Annotated in this window: 17 protein-coding genes; 8 read left to right on the top strand and 9 right to left on the bottom strand. The window is 72.4% G+C overall.

Translation table 11 applies throughout. The features are described 5' to 3' along the window. Window positions 1-25: 25 nt before the first annotated feature. On the bottom strand, window positions 26-1,519 hold the full coding sequence (locus tag ACIQAC_RS23615) for an MFS transporter (RefSeq protein WP_402193914.1): 1,494 nt from the start codon (window positions 1,517-1,519) through the stop codon (window positions 26-28). Between the two features lie 86 nt (window positions 1,520-1,605). On the opposite strand from ACIQAC_RS23615, the gene ACIQAC_RS23610 reads away from it, so the two are divergent. Continuing rightward, window positions 1,606-2,007, top strand: coding sequence for a MarR family winged helix-turn-helix transcriptional regulator (locus ACIQAC_RS23610; protein ID WP_402193913.1), 402 nt, complete (start codon window positions 1,606-1,608; stop codon window positions 2,005-2,007). Window positions 2,008-2,039: 32 nt separating this feature from the next. Here the strand turns inward: ACIQAC_RS23610 and ACIQAC_RS23605 are convergent, their stop codons facing one another. The 4 genes from ACIQAC_RS23605 to ACIQAC_RS23590 form a co-directional block, all read right to left on the bottom strand. Then, a complete protein-coding gene (locus ACIQAC_RS23605) occupies window positions 2,040-2,771 on the bottom strand; it encodes a maleylpyruvate isomerase family mycothiol-dependent enzyme (protein WP_402193911.1) in 732 nt (243 codons plus the stop codon). A 225-nt stretch (window positions 2,772-2,996) separates the two neighbouring features. After that, a complete protein-coding gene (locus ACIQAC_RS23600; protein ID WP_402193961.1) occupies window positions 2,997-4,223 on the bottom strand; it encodes an MFS transporter in 1,227 nt (408 codons plus the stop codon). A 145-nt stretch (window positions 4,224-4,368) separates the two neighbouring features. Further along, complete coding sequence (locus ACIQAC_RS23595) at window positions 4,369-5,781, bottom strand: helix-turn-helix domain-containing protein (protein ID WP_402193910.1); 1,413 nt, start codon at window positions 5,779-5,781, stop codon at window positions 4,369-4,371. A 373-nt stretch (window positions 5,782-6,154) separates the two neighbouring features. Further along, window positions 6,155-6,919: a GntR family transcriptional regulator gene (locus ACIQAC_RS23590; protein WP_402193909.1), complete on the bottom strand. Its 765-nt coding sequence runs from the start codon at window positions 6,917-6,919 to the stop codon at window positions 6,155-6,157. Between the two features lie 413 nt (window positions 6,920-7,332). On the opposite strand from ACIQAC_RS23590, the gene ACIQAC_RS23585 reads away from it, so the two are divergent. The 6 genes from ACIQAC_RS23585 to ACIQAC_RS23560 all read left to right on the top strand — a co-directional run bounded on the left by ACIQAC_RS23585 (window position 7,333) and on the right by ACIQAC_RS23560 (window position 14,398). Continuing rightward, entirely contained in the window at window positions 7,333-8,823 is a 1,491-nt protein-coding gene (locus ACIQAC_RS23585) for a glycoside hydrolase family 3 protein (protein ID WP_402193908.1), read from the top strand. Window positions 8,824-9,101: 278 nt separating this feature from the next. Continuing rightward, window positions 9,102-10,133: a phytanoyl-CoA dioxygenase family protein gene (locus ACIQAC_RS23580; protein ID WP_402193907.1), complete on the top strand. Its 1,032-nt coding sequence runs from the start codon at window positions 9,102-9,104 to the stop codon at window positions 10,131-10,133. Further along, window positions 10,130-11,464 (top strand): DUF6271 family protein, encoded by a 1,335-nt coding sequence (locus ACIQAC_RS23575; RefSeq protein WP_402193906.1) that lies wholly within the window; start codon window positions 10,130-10,132, stop codon window positions 11,462-11,464. The genes ACIQAC_RS23580 and ACIQAC_RS23575 overlap by 4 nt, the downstream gene beginning before the upstream one ends. Continuing rightward, complete coding sequence (locus tag ACIQAC_RS23570; RefSeq protein ID WP_402193905.1) at window positions 11,461-12,669, top strand: type III PLP-dependent enzyme; 1,209 nt, start codon at window positions 11,461-11,463, stop codon at window positions 12,667-12,669. Before ACIQAC_RS23575 ends, ACIQAC_RS23570 begins: the two co-directional genes overlap by 4 nt. Beyond that, entirely contained in the window at window positions 12,666-13,214 is a 549-nt protein-coding gene (locus ACIQAC_RS23565) for a GNAT family N-acetyltransferase (RefSeq protein ID WP_402193903.1), read from the top strand. The genes ACIQAC_RS23570 and ACIQAC_RS23565 overlap by 4 nt, the downstream gene beginning before the upstream one ends. After that, a complete protein-coding gene (locus ACIQAC_RS23560; RefSeq protein ID WP_402193902.1) occupies window positions 13,199-14,398 on the top strand; it encodes an MFS transporter in 1,200 nt (399 codons plus the stop codon). Before ACIQAC_RS23565 ends, ACIQAC_RS23560 begins: the two co-directional genes overlap by 16 nt. 309 nt (window positions 14,399-14,707) lie before the next feature. Here the strand turns inward: ACIQAC_RS23560 and ACIQAC_RS23555 are convergent, their stop codons facing one another. The 3 genes from ACIQAC_RS23555 to ACIQAC_RS23545 form a co-directional block, all read right to left on the bottom strand. Then, window positions 14,708-15,115 carry an SRPBCC family protein gene (locus ACIQAC_RS23555; protein WP_402193901.1) on the bottom strand — a complete coding sequence of 136 codons (408 nt, stop codon included), beginning with the start codon at window positions 15,113-15,115 and terminating at the stop codon, window positions 14,708-14,710. A 338-nt stretch (window positions 15,116-15,453) separates the two neighbouring features. Beyond that, window positions 15,454-16,530, bottom strand: coding sequence for a glycerophosphodiester phosphodiesterase family protein (locus ACIQAC_RS23550; RefSeq protein WP_402193900.1), 1,077 nt, complete (start codon window positions 16,528-16,530; stop codon window positions 15,454-15,456). 111 nt (window positions 16,531-16,641) lie between these two features. Further along, window positions 16,642-18,234, bottom strand: coding sequence for a metallophosphoesterase (locus ACIQAC_RS23545; protein ID WP_402193899.1), 1,593 nt, complete (start codon window positions 18,232-18,234; stop codon window positions 16,642-16,644). Between the two features lie 309 nt (window positions 18,235-18,543). Between ACIQAC_RS23545 and ACIQAC_RS23540 the strand changes: the two genes are divergently transcribed. Continuing rightward, window positions 18,544-26,757, top strand: a complete 8,214-nt coding sequence (locus tag ACIQAC_RS23540; protein WP_402193898.1) for a type I polyketide synthase — start codon at window positions 18,544-18,546, stop codon at window positions 26,755-26,757. A 1-nt stretch (window position 26,758) separates the two neighbouring features. Here ACIQAC_RS23540 and ACIQAC_RS23535 read toward each other — a convergent pair whose 3' ends face one another. Next, window positions 26,759-26,971 (bottom strand): hypothetical protein, encoded by a 213-nt coding sequence (locus tag ACIQAC_RS23535; RefSeq protein WP_402193897.1) that lies wholly within the window; start codon window positions 26,969-26,971, stop codon window positions 26,759-26,761.

The raw sequence follows: 26,971 nt of genomic DNA, 5'->3' as shown, positions 1-26,971 counted from the left end.
GGCACTCGTGTCGGAGGCGTTCCCCCTAGTCGCGGACGGTCACCCGCTCCGCTTCCGGCGCCTCCTCGGTGGTGGACTTGGCGACCACGAGCGAGGAGCGCTCGCGTCGGACGCGCAGGCCGGTCAGGGAGAGCAGCAGGCCCGCCGCCGCGACTCCCGTGACGATGAGCAGGCCGGGGCGGTAGCTGTCGAGGACGGCCTGCGGGGTGGCGTTCTCCGGGGCGCCGGCGGTCACCGCCGCCGTCACTACGGCCAGGAAGATCGCGCCGCCGACCTGCACCGAGGTGTTGAGCAGGCCGGAGACCATGCCCTGCTCGTGGTCGTCGACGCCGTTGGTGGCCTGGATGTTGAGCGACGGGAAGACCAGGGCGCAGGCCGCGCCGATCAGCAGCATGCTGGGCAGGATCGCGAGGGCGTAGACGGGATCGAGGTCGACGCCGAGGAACAGCGCGTAGCCGACGAGCATCAGCGCGAAGCCGACCGCGATCAGGCGTTGGGTGCCGAAGCGGTCGACGACCGAGCCGACCTTCGTCGCCGACAGCGCGACCAGGGCGCCCGCGGGCAGGAAGGCCAGCGCGGTGTGCAGCGCCGACCAGCCGAGCAGCGACTGCATGTAGAGCGTGACCAGGAACTGGAAGCTGACGTACGAGCCGAAGAACGCCATCGCGCCGAGCTGGGCCCGCACCTGGGAGCCGGCCCGCAGTACACCGAGCCGGATCAGCGGTCCGGGCGAGCGGCGCTCGACCCGCACGAAGACGGTCAGCAGCACGATCACGGCCAGGAAGGACAGCAGGGTGCGGGCCGAGGTCCAGCCGACCTCGGGGGCCTCCACGACCGTGAAGACCAGCAGCAGCATCGAGGCGGTGCCGAGGACGGCGCCCGGGACGTCGTAGCCGTTGTGGTCGCGTTCGCGGGAGCTGCGCGGCAGCAGCTTCAGACCGGCGAAGAGCGCGATCAGGGCGATGGGCGCGGGCAGCAGCATGGTCAGGCGCCAGCTGGCCTCGGTGAGCAGGCCGGACAGGACCAGGCCCATGGAGAAGCCGGTGGCGGCGCAGGTGGTGTAGATGGACAGCGCCCGGTTGCGCAGCGGGCCCTGCGGGAAGGTCGTGGTGATGATCGACAGGCCGGCGGGTGCGGTGAACGCGGCGCTCAGGCCCTTGATGAAGCGGCTGGCGATCAGCAGCGGGCCGGAGTCGACGAGCCCGCCGAGCAGCGAGGCGACGGCGAAGACGCCGAGCGCGATCAGGAAGACCTGGCGCCGGCCCAGCAGGTCGGCCGCGCGGCCGCCGAGCAGCAGCAGGCCGCCGTAGCCGAGGATGTAGCCGCTGACGATCCATTGCAGGGTCGAGGTGGAGAGGCCGAGGTCCTCGCCGATGGACGGGAGGGCGACGCCGACCATCGACACGTCGAGCGCGTCGAGGAACATCGCGGCGCAGAGCACCAGCAGGGTGCCCCACAGCCGGGGGGTCCAGCGAACCGTCGGTGACGGGTCCGCGGGGGAGGCGAGCGGAGAGGTCATGCGCCAGACACTACATGCGCATGCATTCAATGCAAACGCATTTAATTCAGATGCAATAAAGTTTCCGCTCTGCTACGGTGCGGTTCATGTCGGTGACGAACGGCGACCGGGCCCTCGTGGAGCAGTGGCGCGACATCCTCGCCCTGCACGCCCGCACCCAGTGCGAACTGGACCGCGTCCTGCATCAACACGGCCTGGGCGCCAGCGACTTCGAGGTGCTGGACGTGCTCTCCGAGGGCATCGCCGACGACGGCAGCTGCTCGTTCCGGGTCCAGGAGATCGCCGACCGGGTCCACCTCAGCCAGAGCGCCCTGTCCCGCCTGATCGCCCGCCTGGAGCGCGAGGGTCTTGTGGAGCGCGCCATGTGTGTCGAGGACCGGCGCGGCGTCCGTGTGGTGCTCACCACGAAGGGCCGTGACCTGCACGGGGACGTACTGCCCGTGCAGCGGGCGGTCCTGACCCGGATGCTGGCGGCCGACGCGGACTGAGTCCGCGCACTCCTCGGGCCGGTCCCGGCGAGCTAACCCACCCCCGACTTCTCCCGCCACAGCACCGCGAGCGCCGGGTCGCCCGTCACCTCCGGCAGCGGCGCCCGGTTCCACAGCGCCGGATACAACTCCGCGGCCGGACCGGACAGTTCGCACTCCGCGTCCCCCACGGCTCCCCGCACCGCCGCGGGCGGCTCCTGCGACAGCCGTACGGTCCACACCGCGTCCGTGTCCGAGGCGCGCACCCGCAGCACCCGCGGCTCCTCCGTGCGCACTCGGCTCCTGGAGCGGGCGTGGAACCCGCGCAGCAGCTCGTCGATGCCGTCGACGGCGAACTCGGTGCCGACGGGGGAGTGCGGTACGCCGAGCGCCGCCTCCGCGTCGAACCGGTGCACGGTCGTCTCGTGCGCCTGGCGCCGCCGCCAGAACGCCAGCGGGGAGGGCGCGGGCAGAAACGCCCAGCACGCGGTGTCCGGCGTGGCGGCCTCCAGGGTCTGCACCAGCTTGCGGTGGCTCTCCCGGTACCAGTCCACCAGCTCGGCCCCGTCGAGCTGCGGCGACGGTCCGAAGGGGCGTCGCTCCATGACCCCCTCGGCGACGAACCCCGCCGCCCAGCGATGCACGTTCCCCGTGTGCAGCAGCAGGTCACGTACCTGCCAGCCGGGGCAGGTCGGCACGGCGGCGGCGGTTCCGGCACGCTCGGCGGCCGCGGCCAGCAGCCGGCCCTCGGCGTCGAGTCGTTCGAGGAGGCGGGCGGTGTCCATGGGGGCGAGTCTGCCGGATGAAGTGCGCTCGCAGGCAAGGGCATCACCGGGGTGGTGGCGCCCTTGCGCCGGTGACGGGCGCGCGGTGCGGTGGGGCGGGCGGCGGTGGGGACCGGCGGCGCGGTGCGGCGGGGAGGGCGAGGCGGCGGGGTGACCGGCGGCGCGGCGGGGGCGGTGGCGCGGGTGTGCGGTGACGTGGGGGGTGGTGACGCCCTGGGGCGTCGGTTACTCGCTTCGGCAGCTCTCGTTCGGTGCTTCGACCGTGACCGGGCGGCCCGTCGGGGTGGCCGCCGCCGTCGCGTGGCGGGTGAGGAAGCCGATCAGCGCGGCCACCCCGGCCAGGATCGCGACACTGGTGAGTGCGGCGGTCAGGGAGAACCACTCCGCTATGAATCCGATCGCCGGCGGGCCGAGAAGCATGCCGCTGTAGCCGAAGGTGGAGGCGAGCGCTACACCGCTGGGTCCGGCCAGGGTGCCTGCGCGTTCTACGGCGACGGGGAACAGGTTGGCCAGGCCGAGCCCGGTGATGGCGTAGCCGATCAGGGCCGCCCAGACGGTCGGGGCGAAGGAGCCGAGGAGCATGCCGGCCGAGGCCACGGTGCCGCCGGCGACCACCGTCCGGGTACGGCCGAGCCGCTCCAGCAGGGTCGTGCCGGACAGCCGGCCAATCGTCATGGCCAGGGCGAAACACGAGTAACCAACCGCCGCCAGACCCATCGAGGCGTCCAGGTCCTGCTCCAGATGGAGCGCGCCCCAGTCGGCCATCGCGCCCTCGCCGAAGGCGGTGCACAGCGCGATGAGCCCGAAGACCACAACGAGCCGGCGATTGCGGCTGTCGAGGGGGCGTCGGCCGTCCTTGCCCGCGTCGGCCACCGGCTCCGGCGGCCGGGGAGGCTCGATGCGCAGCAGGGCCCGGCCGGCGAAGGCGGTGACCAGCAGGCCGATGACCGTCAGCCCGAACAGATGCTGCGTGGGGGAGAGTGAACCGGCGACCAGCGCGCCGAGTCCCGCGCCGGTCATGCCGCCCAGGCTGAACGCCGCGTGGAAGCTCGGCATGATCGGCCGCCGCAGGGCGGTGACGAGATCGACGGCGGCGCTGTTGAAGGCGACGTTGATTCCGCCGTAGGCGGCGCCGAAGACCAGCAGTACGGCGCCGAGAGCCAGTGCCGAGTGGGTCAGCGGGGGCAGGGCGACGCTGAGGGAGAGCAGGACCGCACAGACGACGGTGACCAGATGGCTGCTGTAGCGCCGGCAGAGTCGGCCGGTGAACACCATGGTCACGACGGCGCCGGCGGAGACGCCGAGCAGCGCCAGGCCCAGCGTGCCGGCGGAGGCTCCGGTCTGCTCCTTGATCGCGGGGATGCGGACGACCCAGCCCGCGAAGATGAAGCCGTCGAGGGCGAAGAAGACGGTCAGGGCGACACGGAGGCGGACGAGGGAGTCGCCCGGCACTCCGTTGTGCGATCGGGCTTTGTTTATTCGCGGCACAAACTCAGGCTAGGTGGGGTCCCGGGCTGGGGCAAGGTCGTTGTCCTGGGACTTCGCGCTGCCGGTCCCGGTGCCCGGGCCGGCGCCGGGTGAGTCCGCCCCGAGCGGCTCACTTCCTTCCCTCGGCCCAGGAGGCGGGCCCCGGGGTGATCCGGTTCGGGTGGGGCAGGCTCGTGCCGCTCAGCGGGCCGATGGCGCGCGGGCCGCCGTTGGCCTGCTGCGGCAGCCAGATCTGGGCCGCCGCTCCGAGCGCGCCCCGGAACTCCGGTGGGCTGTACGCCACGTACTGCCGTACCGCGTCGTACATCCGGTAGTGGAACCGGCCCTCGTCGTCGACGCCGCCGACATGGATCATCTGCCGGTCCAGCAGATCGTCGAGGAGGTCCGCCGCGAGGCCCCGGGACGGGGTCACCCGGGCCACCACGTCGTCGACGCCGAAGTCACCGCGTACGGACTTCAGCCGTTGCAGTGAGGCCTTGGCCGGAGCCGGGAGCGAGGAGTAGCAGGCCGCGACGCTCGCCTGAAGGGACAGGTCGCCTATGCGCAGGAACCGGATGCGGTCCTGCTCCGGGGCCAGCCGGTCCGCCAGTTCGCGCAGGGTGCGGTGCGGCCGAGCCAGGAGCCACAGGCCCGCGATGTGCAGGGCGAGCGGGAGCCGTCCGCAGGACCGGACGATGCTCATCGCGGACGCCCGCTCCGCGTGTGTGCGTTCGGCGCCGAGCAGATCCTCCAGGAGCCGGTGGGCGTCCCCTTCGGTGAGGGCGTGGATCCGCTGCCTGAACTGCGCCGGAAGGGCAGGGAGTTCGCGCCGCGCCGCCACCAGTACGGCACTGCGCCCGCCGTCGACCAGCAGCGGGCGGACCTGTGCCTCGCTGTCGACGTTGTCGAGGACGACGAGGACACGGCGTCTGCTCAGCGCGTCCCGCAACTGGGCGCTCGCCTCCTCCGGATGGTCCGCGACGGGCGCGCCGCCGAGCGAGCGCAGCACCCGGCGGACGACCTCCTCCGGGGTGAACGGTGCGGCGGCGGACGCCGGTTGGAGATCGACGTAGACCTGTCCGTCCGGGAATCTCGCGCACACGGTGTGGGCCGTCCGCAGGATCAGCGCGGTCTTGCCGGCGCCGGGGGGGCCGACGACGACCGCGGGCTTTCCGAGTTCGAGCCGTTCCCCGGCGGACAGATGGGCCCGCAGGGCGTCGATGTGCGGTTTCCTGCCGGCCAGTTCGTGGCGGGGGGCCGGGGGAAGTTCCGCCGGGACCAGGGCGGGCGGCTGCTCGCGGGGGTGCTCGGCGAGTGGCCTGCGCAGCAGCCGTCCCATCTCGCCCGGCGTCAGCCCGAGCGCCTTGGCCAGCAGCAGGAGGGACTGCTTTCGGGGCCGGGAGGTCTGACCGGTCTCCAGGTTGCGGATGGCCCGGACGCTGACCCCGGAGCGCTCCGCGAGATCCTCCTGGGTGAGACAGGCCGCCTCGCGCGCGTGGACCAGGGCCTGCGCGAGTGTCTTCAACGACGGTCTCTCGGTCACGACACCACCGTCCCCTCGGTCGCCACAGTCCGGTCGGCTTGCATTCGGCTTGTGCGAACGCCCTGTTGCGTCACGACACTCCCAGTATCGATGTGGTGGGGCAGGGTCCCCGTGCTGTCCGCCGCGGGGTGTGGGGCCCCGGGCGCGGCGTGCGCTCCGTGCGGTCGTCGGAGCGGACGCGGTCGTCATCGTGAGGAAGGGGTGAAGGGGAGCGGTGGAGGCGAACCCTGGGAGGGGGTGACACCGCCGGTTGCCTGCCGCGTCGGGCCGTACCGTGTCGGCGGTCCGGTCGGGTGGTGGGGGGCCGGCGGTGTCCACGGGTGCCGTGGACGGTGTGTGGTGGAAGAGAAGACGGATCCGGGGGCCGTGCGGTTCAGTCCGCGGTGGGCATCAGGGTCACGACGAACTTGTAGCGGGAGCCGCGGTACACGGAACGGACCCACTCGACCGGTCTGCCCTCCTCGTCGTGCGAGTGACGGGACAGCAGCAGCATCGGAAGGCCTACGGCCGTGCGGAGCAGCGCGGCCTCGCGCGGGGTCGCGAGCGAGGTCTCGATGCCCTCCTCGGCCTGCTCCAGGTGCACGCCGTACACCTCGGACAGGGCCGAGTACAGGGATCTGTGCCGGTCCAGCGACTCGCGCAGACCGGGGAACCGCCGGGCCGACAGATGTGTCGTCTCGATCGCCATGGGCTCGCCGCTGGCCAGCCGCAGCCGTTCGATTCGCAGCACGCTCTCCCCGGGCTCGATGCCGAGCAGGCCGGCCAGCTTCTCGTCCGCGTCGATGTGGCCGATGTCCAGCACCTGCGAGGCGGGTTCGAGGCCCTGGGCCTGCATGTCCTCGGTGTGCGAGGTGAGTTGGAGCGTGCGGTAGAGCTTCGGCCGTGCAATGAACGTGCCCTTTCCCTGAACGCGGTCCAGCCGGCCTTCGCCCACGAGCTCCTGGAGCGCGTGTCGGACGGTGGTGCGCGAGGTGTCGAGCCGGACGGCCAGTAGCCGCTCGGCGGGCATCCGCGAACCGGGCATCAGCGACTCCGCGATGTCGAGAACCTGTTGCTTCACGCGGTAGTACTTCGGCACGCGGGCGACGCCACCGGGAGCCCCGGTGACGTGCTGGGCGCTGCTGACGTCGGTGGTCATGACTTGCCTTCCGGGCGCTCTCGCAGGTCTCTCGTTATAAGCCCCCAACCGCCCTGTGGTCTAGTCCAACTCTGGGGGTGTGTTCCGGGTGGAGGACGGCCCGGCGACCTTCCCGGAAGCGCCACGGCGGCCTACTGGGCCGCCTTGACGCTGCGAAAAGTCTAGGCCAAGCTCCCCCGTGCAGGTCTACACCATTCGGAGCAGCCCGCGGCGGCGGCGCGCTCGGCGATCCCGTGTCGGCCCGCACCGCACCGCGCTCGACGACGACCGTGGTGCCGCGTCGGCGCGACCGCCGCCGGCGTGCTGTCCGAGCCGACCCCGACCCCGCTTCTCTGCAATGCAAAGGCCGCGAGTCGCCGAGCCACGCGCCGCGAGCGGCCGGCCGACGGCCCCGTGAAGGGATGACCCCTCCGATGACAGTTTTCGCCACCCTCGACGACACCCTCACCAGAGACGCTCTCGCGGTGCTGCAACCGGGGTTCGACGGCACCACCGCCCCCGACTGGGTGCGCCGCCGGGTCGGTGAGGGACTGGCCTCCGTCGCCCTGTTCGGCCGCAATGTCGTCGCCCATGATCAAGTGGCGGAGCTCACCGCACAGTTGCGGGCGGAACGGGACGACCTCCTGGTCGCCATCGACGAGGAGAGCGGCGACGTCACCCGCCTCGACGTCCGCACCGGCTCCGCGTTCCCCGGCAACCTCGCCCTCGGTGCCGTCGACGACCCGGAGCTCACCCGGCGGGTCGCGCGCGAACTCGGCCGGCGCCTCGCCGAGTGCGGTGTGAACTTCAACTGGGCGCCCTCCGCCGACGTCAACGCCAACCCCGACAACCCGGTCATCGGCGTCCGGGCCTTCGGCGCCGACACCGACCTCGTGGCCCGGCACACCGCCGCCTACGTCCAGGGGCTCCAGTCCAGCGGTGTCGCCGCCTGCACCAAGCACTTCCCGGGGCACGGCGACACCAACGTCGACTCCCACCACGCGGTGCCGCGCATCGACGTCGACGAGACCACCCTGCGCACCCGCGAACTGGTGCCGTTCCGCGCGGCCATCGAGGCCGGCACCCGGGCCGTCATGAGCGCGCACATCCTCGTCCCCGCCCTGGACCCCGAGCGCCCCGGCACCCTCTCGCACCGGATCCTCACCGATCTGCTCCGCGGTGAACTGGGCTTCGACGGGCTGATCGTCACCGACGGCATCGAGATGCAGGCCATCTCGGCGGCCTACGGCCTGGAGAACGGCGTGGTCCTCGCGATCGCCGCGGGCGCCGACGCCATCTGCGTGGGCGGCGGGCTCTGCGACGAGGGCACCGTGCTCAGGCTCAGGGACGCGCTCGTGGCCGCCGTACGCTCCGGTCAACTGCCCGAGGAGCGGCTGGCGGACGCGGCCGCCCGGGTCCGCAGGGAGGCCCGGTGGACCGCCGAGGCCGCGCAGACAGCGCGGGCCGGCGCCGCCCCCGACCCGGAGGTCGGACTGATCGCGGCCCGCCGGGCCCTGAAGGTGACCCGCACCGCTCCCGCCGCGCCGCTCGACGAGCCCGTCTTCGTCGCGACGTTCAACCCGGCGCCGAACATCGCCGTCGGGAACGTGACGCCGTGGGGTGTCGACGCCGACCTCGAACGGCTGCTGCCGGGCACCCGCAGCGGCACCTTCACCGCCGAGGACGCGGCCGGCGCGGCACTGCGGGCGGCGGACGGGCGCCGGGTGGTCGCGGTGGTCCGTGACGAGCACCGGCACTCCTGGATGGGCTCGGCCCTGGACGCGCTGCTCGCCGCCCGGCAGGACACCGTGGTGGTCGAGATGGGCGTACCGCAGGCCCCGCCGCGAGGCGCGGTGCACATCGCCACACACGGCGCCGCCCGGGTGTGCGGGGTGGCGGCGGCCGAGCGGATCGTCGCCGGCTGAACGCACGCGTTCGTACGGGCCGGCGCCCCGCGGTGCCGGCCCGGGGGCGCGACGCCCCTGCCCGGGGGGCGCGATGCCGTCGTACGGAAACAGCGGGTGACGGCGCCGCTACCAGCGTGTTCGGCAACCGGCAACTCACAGGCAGTTGGCGGCAGTTTCGGCTGGTTCTTGTTGACACCCCCAAGTGGTCTAGCCCATTTTTGGGGAACCTCAGTTCGATCAATGTGGCGGCTGAGGTACCACTCGGCCACTGAGGACCAGAGCCTTGGAGTGATCGCATGCCGAAGCCTGCCCCTTACCTGTACAGGGCCTTGACGGAACGGCCTTATTTCAGCGCCGACGGCGAGACCTACCTCGCCCAGACGCAGCTGCGGGACATCGACAAGACGCGGCCCCTGCGCGCGCTGTCGGAGGAGGACTACGCCTTCTGGAAGACGTACGGCTACGTCGTCGTCCGGAACGCCATCTCGCCCGGCGCCGCCAAGAGCCTGCTCGAGTTCGCCTGGGAGTTCCAGGGACTCGACCCGGACCGGCCCGAATCCTGGTACCAGGAGCGGGAGTTCCGCTCCGACCTCGACCGCGACCTGCACGTCTACGGTTTCGTCGAGGCCTACCACCACCAGCTGATGTGGGACAACCGCCAGACCCAGCGGGTCTACGACGCCTTCGCGGACGTCTGGGACTGCGACGAGCTGTGGGTCACGCTCGACCGGCTGAACCTCAACCCGCCCAACCGCGGCACTCGTTCGCGCTCCCTCATCGAGCCGACCGACGAGGGCTTCGACATCGAGCTGCACTGGGACGTCGACACCACCCTCGGCGTACTGCCGCAGCGCGTCCAGGGCATCATCGCCCTCAACGACACCCAGCCCGAGCTCGGTGGATTCCAGTGCAACCCCGAACTGTTCCGGCAGTTCGAGGAGTGGCGGATCGCCCAGCCGGCCGGCCGCGACCCGATCAGGCCCTCGGTCGACCGCACGGAGTTCCCCGTGGTCCGGCCCGACCTGCACGCCGGCGACCTGCTGATCTTCAACGGTCTGCTGGCCCACGGAGTGGCGGGCAACTACTCCGAGAACGGTGTCCGCGCGGTGCAGTACCTGTCGATGATGCCCGCGCTGGAGGAGCACGAGGCGCTGCGCGCGTCCCGCGTCGACTCCTGGCGCACGCTCAGCACCCCGGACTGGAACGGCACGCTCCTCGGCGACGCGGACCGGCCCGAAGCGGACCGCTACGGCGCCGCCGAACTCAACGACCTGGGCAAGAAGCTCCTGGGACTTGAGTCCTGGAGCGGACAAGAGAGCGCGAAGTGAGCCGACAGACCAGCACTGACCGCATCTGCCTGACCCTGCCCACCAACCGGGAGTGCTCCCGCACCATCGTCGCCATGGGCGAGGAGGCCGTCTACGCGGCCCGTACCTTCGGCGTCGAGGTGGAACTGGTGATCCTCGACTCCTGCGACGAGGAAACCTGGGCCGAACACGCCCGGGTGGTGGCCGCACTGCCCGCCGTCGAGCACGTCAACGTGCACCATCTCAACGAGGCCCGGCAGCGCGACTTCCTGGCCGGCGCGATCCGCGAGGCGGGCCTCGACGCACCCGACCGGATCCTCGACCTCATGCTGCCGGACGCCCTCTCCTACGGCGCCTGCACCAACCGCGCCTTCCTGATCGCGAGCGCGCTCGGCTGCCGGTCGATGCACCGCAGGGACTCCGACAGCAACTACCAGGTGCTGGACGGCGAACAGATCTTCCCCATCCACCACGAAGTGATGTCGCTGAGCAGGCCGGCTACCGACGCCGCGGCCGGCGTGTCGGAGACCGACCTCGACCCGGCGCACACCCACCGCCCCGTCTCGATGGTCGGCGCCTCCTTCATCGGCGAACTGTCCGTCGACATCGCCGAGATCGAACAGCTCGACGCGGGCATCTACCACGACGTGGTCAGCCTGTGGGCGCCCGGCGACTGGTCGGACGAGCAGAAGCGCGCCCTGGTCGACGAGTCCTTCCGCGGCGCCGGTACCGACCCGTTCACCGGCGACCACTCGACACTCACCCTCGTCGACCCGATGCGCGTCGACATGCTCAACATCAGCTTCGACCAGGGCGTCTACGAGCGGATACCGCTGCCGCCGGCCACCAACACCATCGGCAGCGACTACTTCCTCATCCACGTGGTCCACGACGCCCAGCTCCCCGGCGTGCTCCACAACCGGCACATCGAGAACTTCTACACGCCGGAACGGCGTACCGACGCCGGATTCGTGGCCTACCAGCTGCGGTTCGTGAAGTTCCTGCTGTCCATGCTCTACCTCAACTTCGTCTACGACCGGATGGGCACCGCCGGCGCCGGCACACTGCTGGACGACCAGGAGCACGTCAGTGGCGACGTGTTCGCGGCCCTGATCCGGGAGAGCACCTCGCTCGACCGCACCGAGAACCTCTGGCGGCTCGACCGCGTGAGCACCTCGTACCGCAAACTGGGCGGCCGCTACGAGGAGTTCGCCGCACTGCTCGACGAGCGCCGCGACCAGCTGCTCGACGAGGCGGAGTGGGACATGCGGGACTTCGCCCTGCTGATCGACGTCTGGCCCGCGCTGGTGCGTGCCGCTCGCGACACCGGACTCGGGAGTGCCGACGGGTGAGCACGGACCTGCACACGCGGCTGTCCTCCGCACTGGCGGCCGCGTCGTCGGACAGCATCGTGTTCGACCTCACGGGGATCGCAGACCAGTACGACCGCCTGATGCGTGAACTGCCCGGCACCGCCGTCCGGTTCGCGATGAAGGCGTGCTCCGTCGACGAGGTGCTGACCTGCCTCGCCGAGCGGGGCGCGGGCCTCGACGCGGCCAGCCCGGTCGAGATCACCCAGGCCCTCCGGCTCGGCGTGCCGCCGGACCGGATCCACTACGGCAACACCGTCAAGTCCGACGAGACCATCGCCGAGGCCCACCGGCTCGGCGTACGGACCTTCGCCACGGACAGCGTCCAGGACGTGGCGGCCATCGCCGCGCACGCGCCGGGCGCCCGCGTCTACTGCCGCCTCGCCACCAGCGGGGACGGCGCCCTGTGGGGCCTGAGCCGCAAGTTCGGCTGCTCGAAGGACGAGGCCGTCCGGGTGCTGACGGCGGCCCGCGACGCCGGTCTGGTACCGGCCGGGCTCTCCGTGCACGTGGGCTCGCAGCAGATGACGTTCGAGGCCTGGCAGCAGGCCACCGACCTGCTCGCCGACACCCTCGTCGCGCTGCGCGGCCGGGGGATCGTCCTCGACCACGTCAACTTCGGCGGCGGACTGCCCGCGCTCGGCTATCTCGACCGGCGGGGAAAGCGGCTGGACCCCCCGCTGGACAAGATGTTCGCCGTCATCCGCGAAGGCATGGAACACCTCCGGATCCTCAACGCGGCGCCCCTCGACTTCGTGATGGAGCCCGGCCGCCACCTCGTGGCCGACCACGGCGCCGTCCGGGCCCACGTCTACCGGCTCACCGAACGCCGGCAGTCCGACGGCGAGTCCGTGCACTGGCTCTACCTGAGCTGCGGCAAGTTCAACGGCCTCTACGAGATGGACGAACTCTGCCACCGGCTCGTCTTCCCCGGCCACGACAGCGGCCCCTACGTGTCCGCCTACGTCGCCGGTCCCACCTGCGACAGCGACGACGCCTACCGGGCCCCGCACCAGCGCGTGCCCAGCACGCTCAGGTCCGGCGACCCCGTCTGGATCCTGTCCGCCGGCGCCTACGCCACCAGCTACATGACCCAGGGCTTCAACGGCTTCCGCCCGCTCCCGTACACCGCGACGGACGACGGAAGCGCCCTGGTGGGGGCGGCGGCCGGAGGGCGGAGCCGGTGACCGCACAGGTGAACATCCGCCCGGTCCTCCACGGCGACTGGCCCGGCATCGCGGCCCTGGAGGCCCGGACGTACGCCGGCTCGTCGCTCGTCGAAGGACAGGCGGCGCTGGAGTCCAAGGGGCGCGCCTCGCCGGACACCTGCTTCGTGCTGGAACTCGACGGACACGTTCGCGGCTATCTGCTCTCCCTGCCCTATCCGCTGTTCCAGTACCCGCATCTGGCGCAGACGGAAGAGCCCGTCCACCGGTCCCGGAACCTCCATCTGCACGACGTGGTCGTCGCCGAGGAGCAGCGGGGCAGGGGCTGGGGCACCGGCCTCGTGAACCGTCTGACGGCGGCCGCGAGTCCGGCGTACGAGCGGATCTCCCTCGTCGCCGTCGACGGGATGGCGACGTTCTGGGCGGCGCGCGGCTACCGGCCCCACCCCGAGGTCGGCCTGCCCGAGAGCTACGGCGACGACGCCGTCTACATGTCCAGCGAGGTGCCCGCAACCGGCACCGGTGGTTCGAAGGAGGTGAGCCGGTTCCCATGCTCGGTGTCCTAGACGACTTCAGACGCGCGCAGTTGGCGATCGCCGCGCTGTTCTGTTTTCTCGGGTTCCAGTACGCCACCTGGGCCTCGCGCCTTCCCGCGCTGAAGGAGCGGCTCGACCTCGACGAGTCACAACTCGGCCTGCTCCTGATGGCCTGCGGCGTCGGGGCGGCGGTCGCCTTCCCGCTCATCACGTTCCTGATGAGACGGCTCGGCGCGCGCCGCCTCGCCCTGGCCTCCGGCCTCGGTATGGTCGCCGTCCTGCTCGGGCTGGGCGTGGCGCCCAACTACCCGGTGGCGCTGCTGATCCTCTTCGTCGACGGCATGCTCGTCGGCTGCCTCAACGTGGCCATGAACGCCCAGGGCGCCGCCCTCGAAGCGACGTACGGGCGTACCGCCATGGCCCAGCTGCACGCCACCTTCAGCGCCGGGTCGTTCCTCGCCGCCCTGGTCGCGTCCGGCATGAACGCCCTGACCCACGACCTCGTCCCGCACTTCGCCGCCGCGGGCCTGCTGCTGGTGCTGCTGCTCGTGGGCTCGCGGCCCCGGCTGCTGCCGGACACACCGCAGGAGGCACCGGCCGAGCAGAAGGACACCAAGCGCCGCCGCACCCTGACCCGGCCGAGCCAGATCACGCTGTGGCTCGGCCTGGCGATGGTGTTCGGCACCGTCGTCGAGGGCGCCATGAACGACTGGTCGGCGCTCTACATGAAGGAGATCGCCGGCGCCTCCGCTCAGGTGGCGCCGCTGGGCATCGCGGTCGTCTCGGTGATGATGGTCGCCGCGCGTCTGCTCGGCGACGGCTGGCGCAGCCGCTGGGGCGACGCCCGGCTGGTCCGTGGCGGCAGCGCGATGGCGGGCATCGGCCTGGCCCTCGCCCTGCTGGCGGGCGGCACGGTCCCCGCCCTCATCGGCTTCGCCTTCGTGGGACTCGGCGTCGCCCTCGTCACCCCGTGCCTCTACGTCGCCGCCGCGGCCGAGGGCCCGGACACCCTGTCCCTCGTCGCGGCCATGGGCACCACCGGCCTGCTGGCCGGCCCCGCGCTGATCGGCTTCGTGGCGGGCTTCAGCAGCCTGGTCTGGGGCATGGCAGTGGTCGCCGCCTGCGCGGTCCTCGTCTCCCTCTGCACCACTCGCGTCCGCTTCACGGTCCAGGAGAAAACACCGGGACTGGCGACGGCGGAGGGGACGGCCTGACGGGCCGGGGGCCCGGGGGCCCGGGGGTCTGGGGGCCCGGGGGTCTGTCGGGCGGGGGCCCGTCGGGCCGTTCCCGACCGGGTCAGCCCGTGGAGCCGGGCCCCGGCCCCGGTCCCCGGTAGTCAATGGAGACGGGCCCCGGTCTCGGCGGCCCGTGGGGGAAGGGCTCCGGCCCGGTCGGCGCGTCAGCGCGCAGGGACGAAATCCGGGTCCGTACGCACCGTGCGGGCCGGGGTCGCCCTTCGGGCGGAGCCTTCCAGAAGGCCGCCCGTGCGCCGCGCCGAGTCGCGCCCCGGCGGCCGGTGACCTCTACCCGCGCTCCATAAGCCCCTTCAGCGTCGCCAGGTCGGCAGTGATCGCGGCCGCGTCCCGGTGGAACTCCTCGTTGCTCATCTCCGGCCTGCGGCGGAGGGTGAAGACGACCTCGCAGCCGGGGCCGTCGGCGATCACCCGGACCGGGTTGTGGACGGTCTTGCCCGACGGCAGCGTCACATGGTGGTCCAGGACACCGAACTCGTTGGGCGGCGCGAACACGACCACCACGCGCCCCATCGGCGAGTCCGCGACCCAGCGCCCGTCGACCTCCTCCACGGACCGGCCCAGACCCGCCGCCCACTCGGGCAGATGGGACGGGACCGACGCGTAGGCGTACACCTCCTCCGCGGTGCGGTCGATGTGGGTGCTGATGTGCTTCGAGTACGTGGTTGCGGTCTCCATGACCCCGACCGTACGCAGCGGGCGCCGACACCGTCTTGAACGAAACGGACGTCGGCGCCCCGCCCCCGGACCGGCCCCCCGGCCCCCGGCCCCCGGCCCCTCGGCCCCTTGGCCTCCCGGCCCCTTGGCCTCCCGGCCTCCCGGCCCCTTGGCCTCCCGGCCTCCCGGCCCCTCGGCCCCTCGGGCCCCCGGGCCCCCGGGCCCCCGGGCCTCCAGCCCCCTGGACCCCCGGCCCCTCGGGCCTCCGGGCCTCCGGGCCCCCGGGCCCCTGGACCACCGGCCCCTTGGACCACCGGGCCCCCTGGACCACCGGGCCCCGGACCCCCGGCCCCGACCGACTACCGGCGGTGATACCGCTTCGGCAGCCGCATCCCGCGGTCGGCCATGATCTCCCGGACCCGGTCCGGGTAGTCGGTGATGATGCCGTCGACACCCAGGTCCATCAGGGCCTCGATGGTGGCCGGGTCGTCACAGGTCCACGGGATCACCTTCAGGCCCCGGGCATGCGCGTCGGCGACCATCTTCGGGTCGGGGTAGAACCGGAAGCCCGGGTCGCCGATCTTGCCGTTCTGCGGGAAGCCGTAGTTCGGCGACAGGGCCTTGACCCCGCGGATCGTGGCGGCGGCCCTCACGAAGTCGCCGCCGTAGTCGTCGGCGTCGATCCCGCCGAGCCACGGGGAGGCGCCCTCCTTGCCGACCTGGAGGAAGTCGTAGTTCGTGAGCGCGACCAGCGGCCACTTCGGCGCCAGCTTGTGCATTGCCTTCAGCGCGCCCCAGTCGAAGGACTGGATGGTGACCTGGTCCTGGATGCCGGACCTGCGGATCTCCTCGTACACCCGGCGTACGAACAGCTCGCGCGGCGCGGTCTGTTCGGGCGCGCCCGCCTCGACCTTCGTCTCGATGTTGAGCTTCACACCCCACGCGCGGTAGCTCTTCACCAGGTTCAGCACGTCCTTCAGCTCGGCCATCCGGAAGCCCTTGACGACCTCCTGCTCCGGATGGCCCGGCAGCTGCTGGAATCCGCAGTCCATGCTCTTGATCTGGGCCAGCGTCAGGTCCTTGATGTACTTCCCGACGTACGGGTACATCGTGTCGCCGGGCGTGATGGGGCCCGTGTCACGGCACTTGGTGGCACTGACCTGCCGGTCGTGCGTGACGACGACCTTCCGGTCCTTGGTGATCTGGGTGTCCAGCTCCAGCGTCGACACCCCGAGCCGCAGCGCCTTGCCGAACCCCTCCAGGGACTCCTCGGTGGTCAGCCCGAGACCGCCCCGGTGGGCCTGAAGATCGAACACGGCCTTCCGGGGCGGCACTCCGGCACCGTCGGACGTCGTCGCCTGCGCGGCGGCGGGCAGGGCGGACACCGTGAACACCGGGGCCAGGGCCAGACCGGCGAGGACTCGTCTTGCGGACATCGGCACCTCACTCATGACGGGTTGGTACGACCCCACGACGGTAGTTCGACCGTCGGCGGGTGCAACCGCCCCGAGGTGATGCGGCCGTGAATGACTGCCGAACGCCTCCTCCTACGTCACCACCGGGCCGGCCGGCCAGGAGCACAACCCCTGCGAGGCCCGCTGCGGCACGGGACGGGTGATGCCCGACAGATCGTGGGCGCGGACGCTGTTGCGGTCGGCCACCGACCGGCCGAGCGCGTGGTGCGGCCACAGACCGCCCGCCACCCGGCGGCTGCGCTCGGTCCACTCACGGGCCGCGGCACCGCCCGCCTTGTAGTGGTTGAGGGCGAACCCGCCGGTGTGGATCCGCAGAAGACTGAACCCGCCCGGATAGTCCTTGACCGCGCTGACCTCCTGCATGGTGACGTGCGGGGCCCCCGGCAGGACCGTGCGTTTGTTGCGGTGTGTGTGACCCGCGTGGTGCAGGAAGACACCGGGAGCGGCGGCGTAGGCGTCGATGATGGAACGCGCCTGGCGGCGCTCGACCCGCTGACCGCGCGTGACGGGAAACACCGAGCCCTGCACGGTCAGTGGATGGTGGCCGAACACCACCGTCGGCTGGTCCCGACTCTCCCGCAACCGGGCGTGGAACCAGGCGAGTTGCTCGGCACCGAGCCCTCCCGCGTCACCGCCGTTGCCCAGCTTGTCGTAGGTGTCGAGCCCGACGATCCGCAGCCCGCCGATGTCCCGCAGGAAGTAGGACAGCTCCCCGGAGCGCAGGAACCCCTCACGGAACCCGTCCCGGCAGCTGCCGTCGCACGACCAGTACCCCTCGTCGTACGTCCCGCAGCCACTGCCCGGCCCGCAGCCGCCGCCGCGTGCCCGGTCGTGGTTGCCGCGCACCACGAAGTAGTCCCGGCGGTGGGTGCCGAAGCCGTCCAGGATCCGCTTGGCGTCGGCCAGGTCGAACGGGTTGCCGTCGGCCGATATGTCCCCGGCGGCGAGCAGCACGTCCGCACCCCGCCGCCGGGCCTCCGCCACCACCGCCCGGCTCATGATCTGCGGATACGGCGTACGTCCCAGCTCCTGCGACACCCCGCGCAGCAGCGGCACACCGGCGACCAGACCCGCCGTGGTCTCGCCGAGATGCAGGTCGTTGCAGAGCGCGATCGACAGCAGGTGCCGGCCCGGGGGCGGCTGGGGTGTGGTGAAGGAGTACGGTCCCGCCGAGCCGAAGCCGTGGCGGTTGGTGCCGACCGCGTTGCCGCGGACGAGGTGCAGTGGCGTGGGGATCGCCGGCACACCTCGTGAACGGGCCTGGTAGTAGTAGGTCTGGCCGGGCTCCAGATGCGTGAGCTCGACGAGATGGTGAGCGGTGGGGTGGCCCTCGGAGGCGGTGTGGATCAGCCGCGACGGATGTGTGCCGTACACGACCTCGCCCTCGGTGACCGCGGGCAGCATGTGGCCGGAGCCGTCGTCGGTGCCGGGCAGGCCGGTGTACCAGGAGACGACCGCGTGGTCCTCGGTGAGCGTGACGAGTTCCAGATGGACGGCCGCGGGGACACCGGGGCGACGGGGCTCGCGCCGGTGGGCCGGGCCGTGCAGTGCGTCGGCGGTGGCCCGCAGGACGGCGGGTGCCAGCAGCGCGCCGGACCGTACGACTTCGCAGGGGGACGGGAGAGCCGACAGGGCTCTGAAGGGAGCGGAGAAGCAACAGCGCATGCCCGATACGTGCCCTCTCGACGTGAACGGCGGCGGAGGTACCGACGGCGGCACCGGGTATGGAGTGCGACTACTCCCCGGTACCGGACGTCTCCCCGGACCCAACGCCTTTCCGACAGCAACAGTTCCCCGAATGTCCGGTTCCAGTGCCTCACGAGCAGGACGATTCCTGAGCCAACGGCCCAAACGCCGTCCGTCCCCGCCTTATTGGATCTTTCCCGGCTGTTACGGATCTCCGCCGCGTAGGCTCAACAGGGATGTGCCACGGGGCACTTGGCGGGGGCCTCGCGGAGGCCGGAAGGCGGAAGCATGGCGCGGGACGAGCTGATCCGACCGGTACACGAGTTTCTGAAGGCGCACGCGCGCCGGTCGGGGGAGCGGGTCGCGTTCAGCGACGCGTCACGCACGGTGACCTACGCCGCCCTGGAGGACCGGACCGCCCGGCTCGCCGCGTATCTGACCCGGACCGGACTGCGCCGGGGCGACCGGGTCGCGATCCTGCTGGGCAACCGCGTGGACATGGTCGAGAGCTGCCTCGCCGTCCTGCGGGCCGGCACGGTCGGCGTCCCCCTCAACCCCCGCTCCTCCGACGCCGAACTCGCCCACTTCCTTCAGGACAGCGGCGCCGCCCACGTCATCACCGACGCCGCGCACCTCGCCCGGCTGCGGCGCCTGGGACCCTCGTACCACCGCCTGGGGCTCCTCGTCACCGGCGCCGACACCCTCCCGGCCGACGCGCCCGACGGCACCGGGCTGTTCCGGGACGCCGTCGAGGGCGACCCGTGCGCGGACATCGACGGGCTCGGGCTCGACGACCCGGCCTGGATGCTCTACACCTCCGGCACCACCCACCGCCCCAAGGGTGTGCTGTCCACCCAGCGCGCCGCCCTGTGGTCCACGGCCGCCACCTACGCCCCGGTCTTCGGCCTCTCGCCCCAGGACCGCCTCCTGTGGCCCCTCCCGCTGTTCCACAGCTTCTCGCACTCCCTGGCGATCCTCGGCGTCACCGCCGTCGGCGCGAGCGCCCACATCGCCCCCGTCCCGCTCCCCCCGGGCGGCCTGTGGCAGGAACTGCGCACACGGTACGAGGGGCTGGGCGGCCCCTTCACCATGCTGGCCGGCGTCCCGGCCACGTACCACCAGCTGGTGGCCTCGGCCGACCCGTCGGCCGACGAGACCTCCCGCCCCGCGCCGCGCATGTGTGTCGTGGCCGGAGCGCCCAGCCCGCCCGCGCTGCGCAGGGCGGTCGAGGAGCACCTCGGGGCACCGCTGCTCGACGCCTACGGCTCCACCGAGACCTGCGGCATGATCGCCGTGAACCGTCCCGGCGCGCCCACGGTCGAGGGCTCCTGCGGACCACCGGCGCCCGGGATGGACGTACGGATCGTCGACCCGGCCGGCGGCGGTGACCTCCCGGACGGCGCCGAGGGCGAGATCTGGGTGCGCGGCCCGAGCCTCATGACCGGCTACCACGACCAGCCCGAGGCCACCGCCGCCGCGCTGCGCGACGGCTGGTACCGGACCGGCGACCTGGGCCGGCGCGTCGAGCACGGACACCTCCGGATCACCGGCCGGGTCAGTGAAGTGATCATCCGCGGCGGCGAGAACATCCACCCCACGGAGATCGAACAGGTCATCCTGGCGTGCCCCGGCGTCGCCGACGCCGTGGTGGTGGGGATGGCGCACGACGTCCTCGGTGAGGTCCCCGTGGCGTTCGTCGTGCCGGGGCCCGACGGCTTCGACACCCGCCAGGTGCTCGCCGCGTGCCGGGACCGGCTCTCCGACTACAAGGTGCCCGCAGAGATCCGCGAGATCGCAGCGGTGCCCCGTACCGCGTCCGGCAAGATCGCCCGCCACGCGGTGGTCACCGGCCCGCCCGTCGCCCCGCCGTCCGACACCGCCCTGTCCGAGCGGCTGCGGTCCCTGCCGCCCGCCGAGCGGGAACGCGCACTGCGGGACGCGGTACTGGCCCGGACGGCCGAGGCCTGCCGACGCGGCACGGACGAACCGCTCGACCCGGACAGCCCGTTCATCGACCTGGGGCTGACCTCCGTGGGCGCGGTCGAACTCGTCGAGCGACTCCGTACGCTCACCGGCCTTCCCCTGCCCACGACCCTGGTCTTCGACCATCCGACCCCGGCGGACGTCGTCCGGCACGTGCACACCCTGCTCTTCGCCACCCAACAGGCGGACTCTGCGCAGGAGTTCGTCGGCGACCGTGACGCCCACGACCAGGATCCCGTCGTGATCGTCGCCATGGCCTGCCGCTACCCCGGCGACATCGCCTCCCCGGAAGACCTGTGGGAGCTGGTGTCCGAAGGCCGTGACGCCACCTCGGAGTTCCCGGCCGACCGCGGCTGGGACCTCGACACCCTCTACGACCCCGATCCCGACCGGATCGGCACCACGTACACCCGCAGCGGCGGATTCCTGCACCGGGCCGCCGACTTCGACGCCAACCTGTTCGGGATCGCGCCCCGCGAGGCACTCGCCACGGACCCACAGCAACGACTGCTCCTGGAGACGTCCTGGGAGGTGTGGGAGCGGGCCGGAATCGACCCGGCAGCACTGCGCGAGAGCGACACGGGCGTCTTCGTCGGAGTGATGTACGACGACTACGCGACCCGCGTCGGCCCCGCCCACGAACTGGAGGCCCACCTCGGCCTCGGCTCCACCGGCAGCGTGGCCTCCGGCCGGATCTCCTACGTGTACGGGCTCAACGGCCCCGCCGTCACCGTCGACACGGCCTGCTCGTCCTCCCTCGTGGCCCTGCACTGGGCGGCCCGCGCGCTGCGCTCCGGCGAGTGCTCACTGGCGCTCGCCGGGGGAGTCACGGTGATGGCGACACCCAACTCCTTCCTCGCCTTCAGCAGGCAGCGCGGCCTCTCGCCCGACGGCCGCTGCAAGTCGTTCTCGGCGACGGCCGACGGCACCGCCTGGGGCGAGGGCGTGGGACTCGTCCTCCTGGAACGCCTCTCCGACGCCCGCCGCCACGGCCATCCGGTACTGGCCGTACTGGAAGGCTCGGCCGTCAACTCCGACGGCGCGTCCAACGGCCTCACGGCACCCCACGGACCCGCCCAACAACGGCTGATCACACAGGCTTTGGCGGACGCGGGCCTGCGCCCGAGTGACGTGGACGCCGTGGAGGCCCACGGCACGGGCACCCGGCTCGGCGACCCGATCGAGGCGCAGGCCCTCCTCGCGACCTACGGCCAGGAGCGCGAACAGCCGCTGTGGCTGGGGTCCGTGAAGTCCAACCTCGGGCACACCCAGGCCGCCGCGGGCGTCGCGGGCGTGATCAAGATGGTGCAGGCCATGCGGCACGGCGAGCTGCCGAGGACCCTGCACGCCGAACAGCCGACACCACACGTCGACTGGACGGCGGGCCGGGTGGAACTGCTGACGCGGGCCCGGCCCTGGCCCACTCGGACGGACCGGCCGCGCCGGGCGGGAGTGTCGGCGTTCGGCATCGGAGGGACGAACGCGCACGTGATCCTGGCGGAGGCGGGCGCTCTGGCCGAGGAGACGGGGGCCGTTGTCGGAGGGACGGGGACCGTGGCCGGAGGGACGGGGGCCGTTGTCGGAGAGACGGGGGCCGTTGTCGGAAGGACGGGGACCGTTGTCGGAGGGACGGAGACCGTTGCCGCAGGGGCGGAGACGTGCCCGGTCGAGACGGCTGCCATGACCGGCGGCCCGGCGAACAAGGCCCCGGCCCCCGTCCCCTGGCTGCTCTCCGCCGCCGACGAGGGAGCTCTCCGCGCCCAGGCAGGGCGCCTCGCCGCCGAACTGGCCGACCGGCCCGACCTGTTGTCCCTCGACGTCGGCCACACACTCTCCGTGTCGCGGGCCGCGCTCACCCATCGTGCGCTGATCCCGCACGGCGACCGGCCGCACATGCTGGACGCCCTCCGCGCACTGGCAGTGGGCCGGGACACGCCCGGTGTTCTGCGGGGCCTGGCGGATCGTGAGGTCCGCACCGCCTTCCTCTTCACGGGGCAGGGGTCCCAGCGTGCCCGGATGGGAGGCGAACTCCGCGCCGCGTACCCGGTCTTCGCGGAAGCCCTAGACGAGGTGTGCCGACACCTGGACGACCGGCTCGAACAGCCGCTGAGCGGTGTGCTGTCGGCAGAGCCGGGTTCGCCGGAAGCGGCACTGCTGGACCGTACGGACTTCACGCAGGCGGGTCTGTTCGCGTTCGAGGTGGCGCTGTTCCGGCTGCTGGAGTCGTGGGGAGTACACGCCGACCACCTGGTGGGCCACTCCGTCGGCGAACTCGCTGCCGCGCATGTCGCCGGTGTACTTGACCTCCCCGACGCCGCCGAACTCGTGGCGGCGCGCGGCCGGCTGATGCAGGCGTTGCCGGAGGGCGGGGCGATGGTGGCTCTGGAGGCCGCCGAGGACGAAGTGCGTGCTGTGCTCGGGGAGCTGGGCCCGTCCGTGTCGATCGCCGCCGTGAACGGCCCACGTTCCGTGGTGATTTCGGGCGCATCGGAGTCGGTGCTCGCGGTGGCCACCGGTTTCGAGGCACGCGGGCGCAGGGCCGTACGGCTCCGGGTGAGCCATGCCTTCCACTCCCCGCTGGTGGAACCGATGCTCGACGAATTCCGGCGTGTGGCAGACGGGTTGACCTACCGGTCACCACGTATCCCGGTGATCTCCACACTCACGGGCCGTCCCGCCGAAGCCGGAGAACTGTCCTCCCCGGAGTACTGGGTGCGGCACGCCCGGCAGCCGGTGCGTTTCGCCGATGCCGTGCGAAGGCTCGCGGACGACGGTGCCACCGCCTTCCTGGAGATCGGCCCCGGGCCCGCGCTCACGGCGAGCGCCGAGGACTGTCTGACCGGCGAGGACGAGTCGGCCGCCGCCGGCGGGCGGGGCGGACGGCTGCTGGTGGTGGCCACGCGGAGCGGCGCGTATGAGCCCGGGACTCTGCTCTCCGCCGTGGGGCAGTTGTATGTGCGGGGCGCGGCAGTCGACTGGACGGCGGTCCTGGCGGGTTCGGGCGCGCGGCGCGTGGACCTGCCGACGTACGCCTTCCAGCGGCAGCGGTACTGGCTGGACGTGTCCCCGGCCGTTGGGGTGGGGGCCGCCCGCGATCAATCGGCCTTGCTGGGACCGGCGTTCGAGGTGCCGGGCACCGACCGGACCGTGCTGACCGCCCGGCTGTCCGTCGCGACCCATCCCTGGCTCGCCGACCATGTGATCGCCGGGCGGGTTGTTGTGCCGGCGACCGTGTTTGTCGAGATGGCGGTGCGGGCGGGCGATGCGGTGGGCTGCGGGGAGGTGGCGGAGCTGGTGATCTCGGCGCCGCTGGTGGTGCCCGGTGCGGTGGCGGTCCGTGTGCAGGTGGTGGTCGGGCCGGAGGACGACTCCGCCAGACGCTCGGTCGACATATATGCGCGGCCCGAGGACAACACGGGTGACGCCGATGACGCGGGTGACGCGGAGGAGGCAGGGCGCGCGGGGGACACCCGGGACGTGTCCTGGACGCGGCACGTGACCGGCCACCTCGCCGCAGTCCCCGTACCACCGGAGCCACAGCTCACCCAGTGGCCCCCGCAGGATGCCGCCGAGGCCGACATCACTGACGCCTACGCAGACATGGCGGAGTTCGGACTCGCCTACGGGCCTGCCTTCCGGGGAGTGCGTGCCCTGTGGCGGCGGGGCGAGGAGATCTTCGCGGAGGTGCGGTTGCCCGAGACGACGGCTGCCGACGCCGGCACCTTCGGCCTCCACCCCGCCCTGCTCGACGCCGCGTCGCACGCGTCCGTCCTCGCCGTGTCCGGTGCCGCGCCGGACGCGCCGGACGCGGTGCGGGTGCCGTTCGCGTGGAGCGGGGTGAGCCTGTACGCCTCCGGTGCGACGGAGGTACGGGTGCGGATCACCCCGGCCGGACCCGACACGGTCTCGCTCACCCTCACCGACCCGGCGGGCGGTCCGGTCGCCCAGGTGCGCTCGCTCACGACGAGAGAACTCCCTTCCACACGCACCGACATGGCGGACGACATCGTACGAAGGGCCCTGCTCCGGCCCGACTGGAGCGAAGTCGCCCTGCCCGACCCGGCGGAGGCGCGGACCTGGGCGGTACGGGGGCCGGACCCGCTCGGCCTCGCCGGGTTCCTGCCCGCGGCGACGGCCACCCCGCACGACTTCGTCGCCGTCACGGCGGCCGCGGTGGACTCCGATCCGCTGGACGCCGTACACGAGTTGACCGGTGCGGTACTCCCGGTGCTCCAGGAGTGGCAGGACGATCCGGCGACGGCGGAGGCCCGGCTCGTGGTCGTCACGCGGGATGCCACCGCGCCGGTGCCGGATCTCGCCGGAGCGGCGGTCTGGGGGCTGGTGCGGGCGGCACAGTCGGAGCTGCCCGGCCGGATCGTCCTGATCGACGTGGACGGACGGCCCGAGTCGCTACGGCTGCTGCCGGCGGCCGTGGCATCGGGGGAGCCCCAGCTGTCGTTGCGGGCCGGGCGGGCGCGCGTGGAGCGGCTTGCCGCGGCCACCGGTGCTCCGGGTGCGGGCGTTGGCCTCTCGGCCGACGGCACGGTTCTGATCACGGGCGGCACCGGCGCGCTGGGCGCGGAAGTGGCCCGGCACCTCGTCGCCGAACACGGCGTACGACACCTGCTGTTGACCGGGCGCCGTGGCCCGCAGGCGCCTGGTGCGAAGGAACTCCGGCGCGAGCTGGAGGAGTTGGGCGCCGAGGCCGACATCGTCGCCTGCGACACCGCCGACCGGGCCGCGCTGCCCGAGCTGATCAGTCAGTGCGAGCCGCCGTTGACGGCGGTGGTGCATGCGGCGGGCGTGCTCGACGACGGAGTACTGAATGCTCTGACCCCCGAACGGATGGCCGGCGTACTGCACCCCAAGGCCGACGGGGCGTGGCATCTCCACGAACTCACCCGGCACCTGGACCTGTCGGCGTTTGTCCTGTTCTCCTCCGTGTCCGGTCTGCTGGGTCGGGCGGGCCAGGGCAACTACGCGGCGGCGAACACCTTCCTCGATGCGCTCGCCCGGCGCCGGGTCGCCGAGGGGCTGCCGGCGGTGTCGCTGGCGTGGGGGCCCTGGGAGCACGCCGGCGGTATGGCCGTACCGGTGAGGCAGGGCCGTGACGTGTTCACCGCGCTGTCGACGCGGCAGGGTCTGGATCTGTTCGACGCGGCGCTGCGGGACGGCGAACCGGTGCTGGCACCGATCCTGCTGGACCGGGCGGGGCTACGGTCGGCGGGCGCACAACTGCCGCCGCTGCTAAGGGGTTTGGTGCGAGTGCCCGGAAGGCCAACCGCCGCCTCGGCCGCCGCCTCCGGGTCGGAAACCACGTCAGAGCCGGGCAGCTGGTTGGAGCGGATGGCTCAACTCCCCATCGCCGAGCGGGAGTCGGCGCTCGTGGAGCTGCTGGGAGCCGAGATCGCCGCCGTCCTCGGATATCCGGGCGCCGACGCGCTGCCCGTGGGGAAGAACCTCGCCGACCTGGGCTTCGACTCCCTCACCGCGGTACAGGTCCGCAACCGGCTGAGCCTCGCCCTGAAGCTCCGCCTCCCGGCGGCGATGGTCTTCGAGCACCGCACGACGGAGGAACTGGCACGGCACGTACTGACTCTCCTGGACGACGAGGCACCGGCGCCGCAGCCGTCCCGGCCCGAACGCCCCACGCACACCCTCGCCGCCCTGTTCCACCAGGTGAGCGCGGCCGGGCAGCCGGTCGCGGCCACACATCTGCTCGTCACCGCCTCGTGGGCGCTCCCCACCTTCACCGGAGCCGAGGGCCGCACGCACGCCCTGCCCCCGATCCACCGCTCACGCGCCCAAGGCGGCGGCCCCGACCGACCGACGGTGGTCTACTTCCCGGCCCACCACCCGTCCCACCCTTCTCCCGGCGGTGACCACCCACGCTTCCACGGCGCCTTCCGCAACGACCTGGACGTCATGGAGTTCCCCCACCCCGGCATCGGCGCCGGCACCGCGGTACCGGAGGACGTGGCCGCGCTCGCCGTCACACACGCGGAGAGCGTGCTGCGGTCGGTCGGGGACGGGCCGCTGGTGATCGTGGGCCAGTCCGCCGGCGGCAATGTGGCGCACGCGGTGACACGTCGACTGGAGCGGGCCGGGCGTGCGCCGCTCGGACTGGTGCTGCTGGACACGTACCGCGTCACGCGGGACAACAGCGGCAAGGACTGGCTGCTGTCCCTTGCGGGCCCACCCCGGCCGCACACCGAACAGCCCGCCCTCACCGGCGAGGACGACAGCACGCTGGCCGCGATGGGCGCGTACCACCGCATCTTCCTCGACCACCACCCCGAACCGGTCGACACCCCCACCCTCCTCGTACGCGCGACCCAACCCACCCCGGCGATGGCCGCCACCAAGACCCCGGCCGACTGGCGGACGTCTTGGCCCCTGCCCCACGAGACGGTCGACGTGCCGGGCAACCACCTGACAATGATGACCGAACACGCCCAGACGACGGCGTCCGCGATCCGGGGGTGGATCGAGGTGCGAACGAGGTCTGGCGGAGGGTGAGTCAGCCCTGCGGTGGCGGTGCATTGCCCCCGGGCTGCTCGGTCGGCGTCGGCAGCGGGCCGTTGAACGAGATCCCGTGGAAGTCGCGGCCCTGTATGACCGGCCCGGACTGGGTTCCGCCGCTGACGGTGTTGTGCACCTCGCCGTCCCCGGTCCGCACCAACCTGGCCTGCTCGTACCACTGCTCCAAGTCCGCGCGTATGCCGTCGTCCAC

This window comes from Streptomyces sp. NPDC088387, from assembly GCF_044753385.1.
GTDB lineage: Bacteria > Actinomycetota > Actinomycetes > Streptomycetales > Streptomycetaceae > Streptomyces.
This window is presented reverse-complemented; position numbering and strand designations above follow the sequence as displayed.

Coding starts and splice junctions, on each gene's coding strand:
- ACIQAC_RS23615 (WP_402193914.1), bottom strand. CDS start 1,519: ATGACCTCTCCGCTCGCCTCCCCCGCGGACCCGTCACCGACGGTTCGC.
- ACIQAC_RS23610 (WP_402193913.1), top strand. CDS start 1,606: ATGTCGGTGACGAACGGCGACCGGGCCCTCGTGGAGCAGTGGCGCGAC.
- ACIQAC_RS23605 (WP_402193911.1), bottom strand. CDS start 2,771: ATGGACACCGCCCGCCTCCTCGAACGACTCGACGCCGAGGGCCGGCTG.
- ACIQAC_RS23590 (WP_402193909.1), bottom strand. CDS start 6,919: ATGACCACCGACGTCAGCAGCGCCCAGCACGTCACCGGGGCTCCCGGT.
- ACIQAC_RS23585 (WP_402193908.1), top strand. CDS start 7,333: ATGACAGTTTTCGCCACCCTCGACGACACCCTCACCAGAGACGCTCTC.
- ACIQAC_RS23580 (WP_402193907.1), top strand. CDS start 9,102: ATGCCGAAGCCTGCCCCTTACCTGTACAGGGCCTTGACGGAACGGCCT.
- ACIQAC_RS23560 (WP_402193902.1), top strand. CDS start 13,199: ATGCTCGGTGTCCTAGACGACTTCAGACGCGCGCAGTTGGCGATCGCC.
- ACIQAC_RS23555 (WP_402193901.1), bottom strand. CDS start 15,115: ATGGAGACCGCAACCACGTACTCGAAGCACATCAGCACCCACATCGAC.
- ACIQAC_RS23550 (WP_402193900.1), bottom strand. CDS start 16,530: ATGTCCGCAAGACGAGTCCTCGCCGGTCTGGCCCTGGCCCCGGTGTTC.
- ACIQAC_RS23545 (WP_402193899.1), bottom strand. CDS start 18,234: ATGCGCTGTTGCTTCTCCGCTCCCTTCAGAGCCCTGTCGGCTCTCCCG.
- ACIQAC_RS23540 (WP_402193898.1), top strand. CDS start 18,544: ATGGCGCGGGACGAGCTGATCCGACCGGTACACGAGTTTCTGAAGGCG.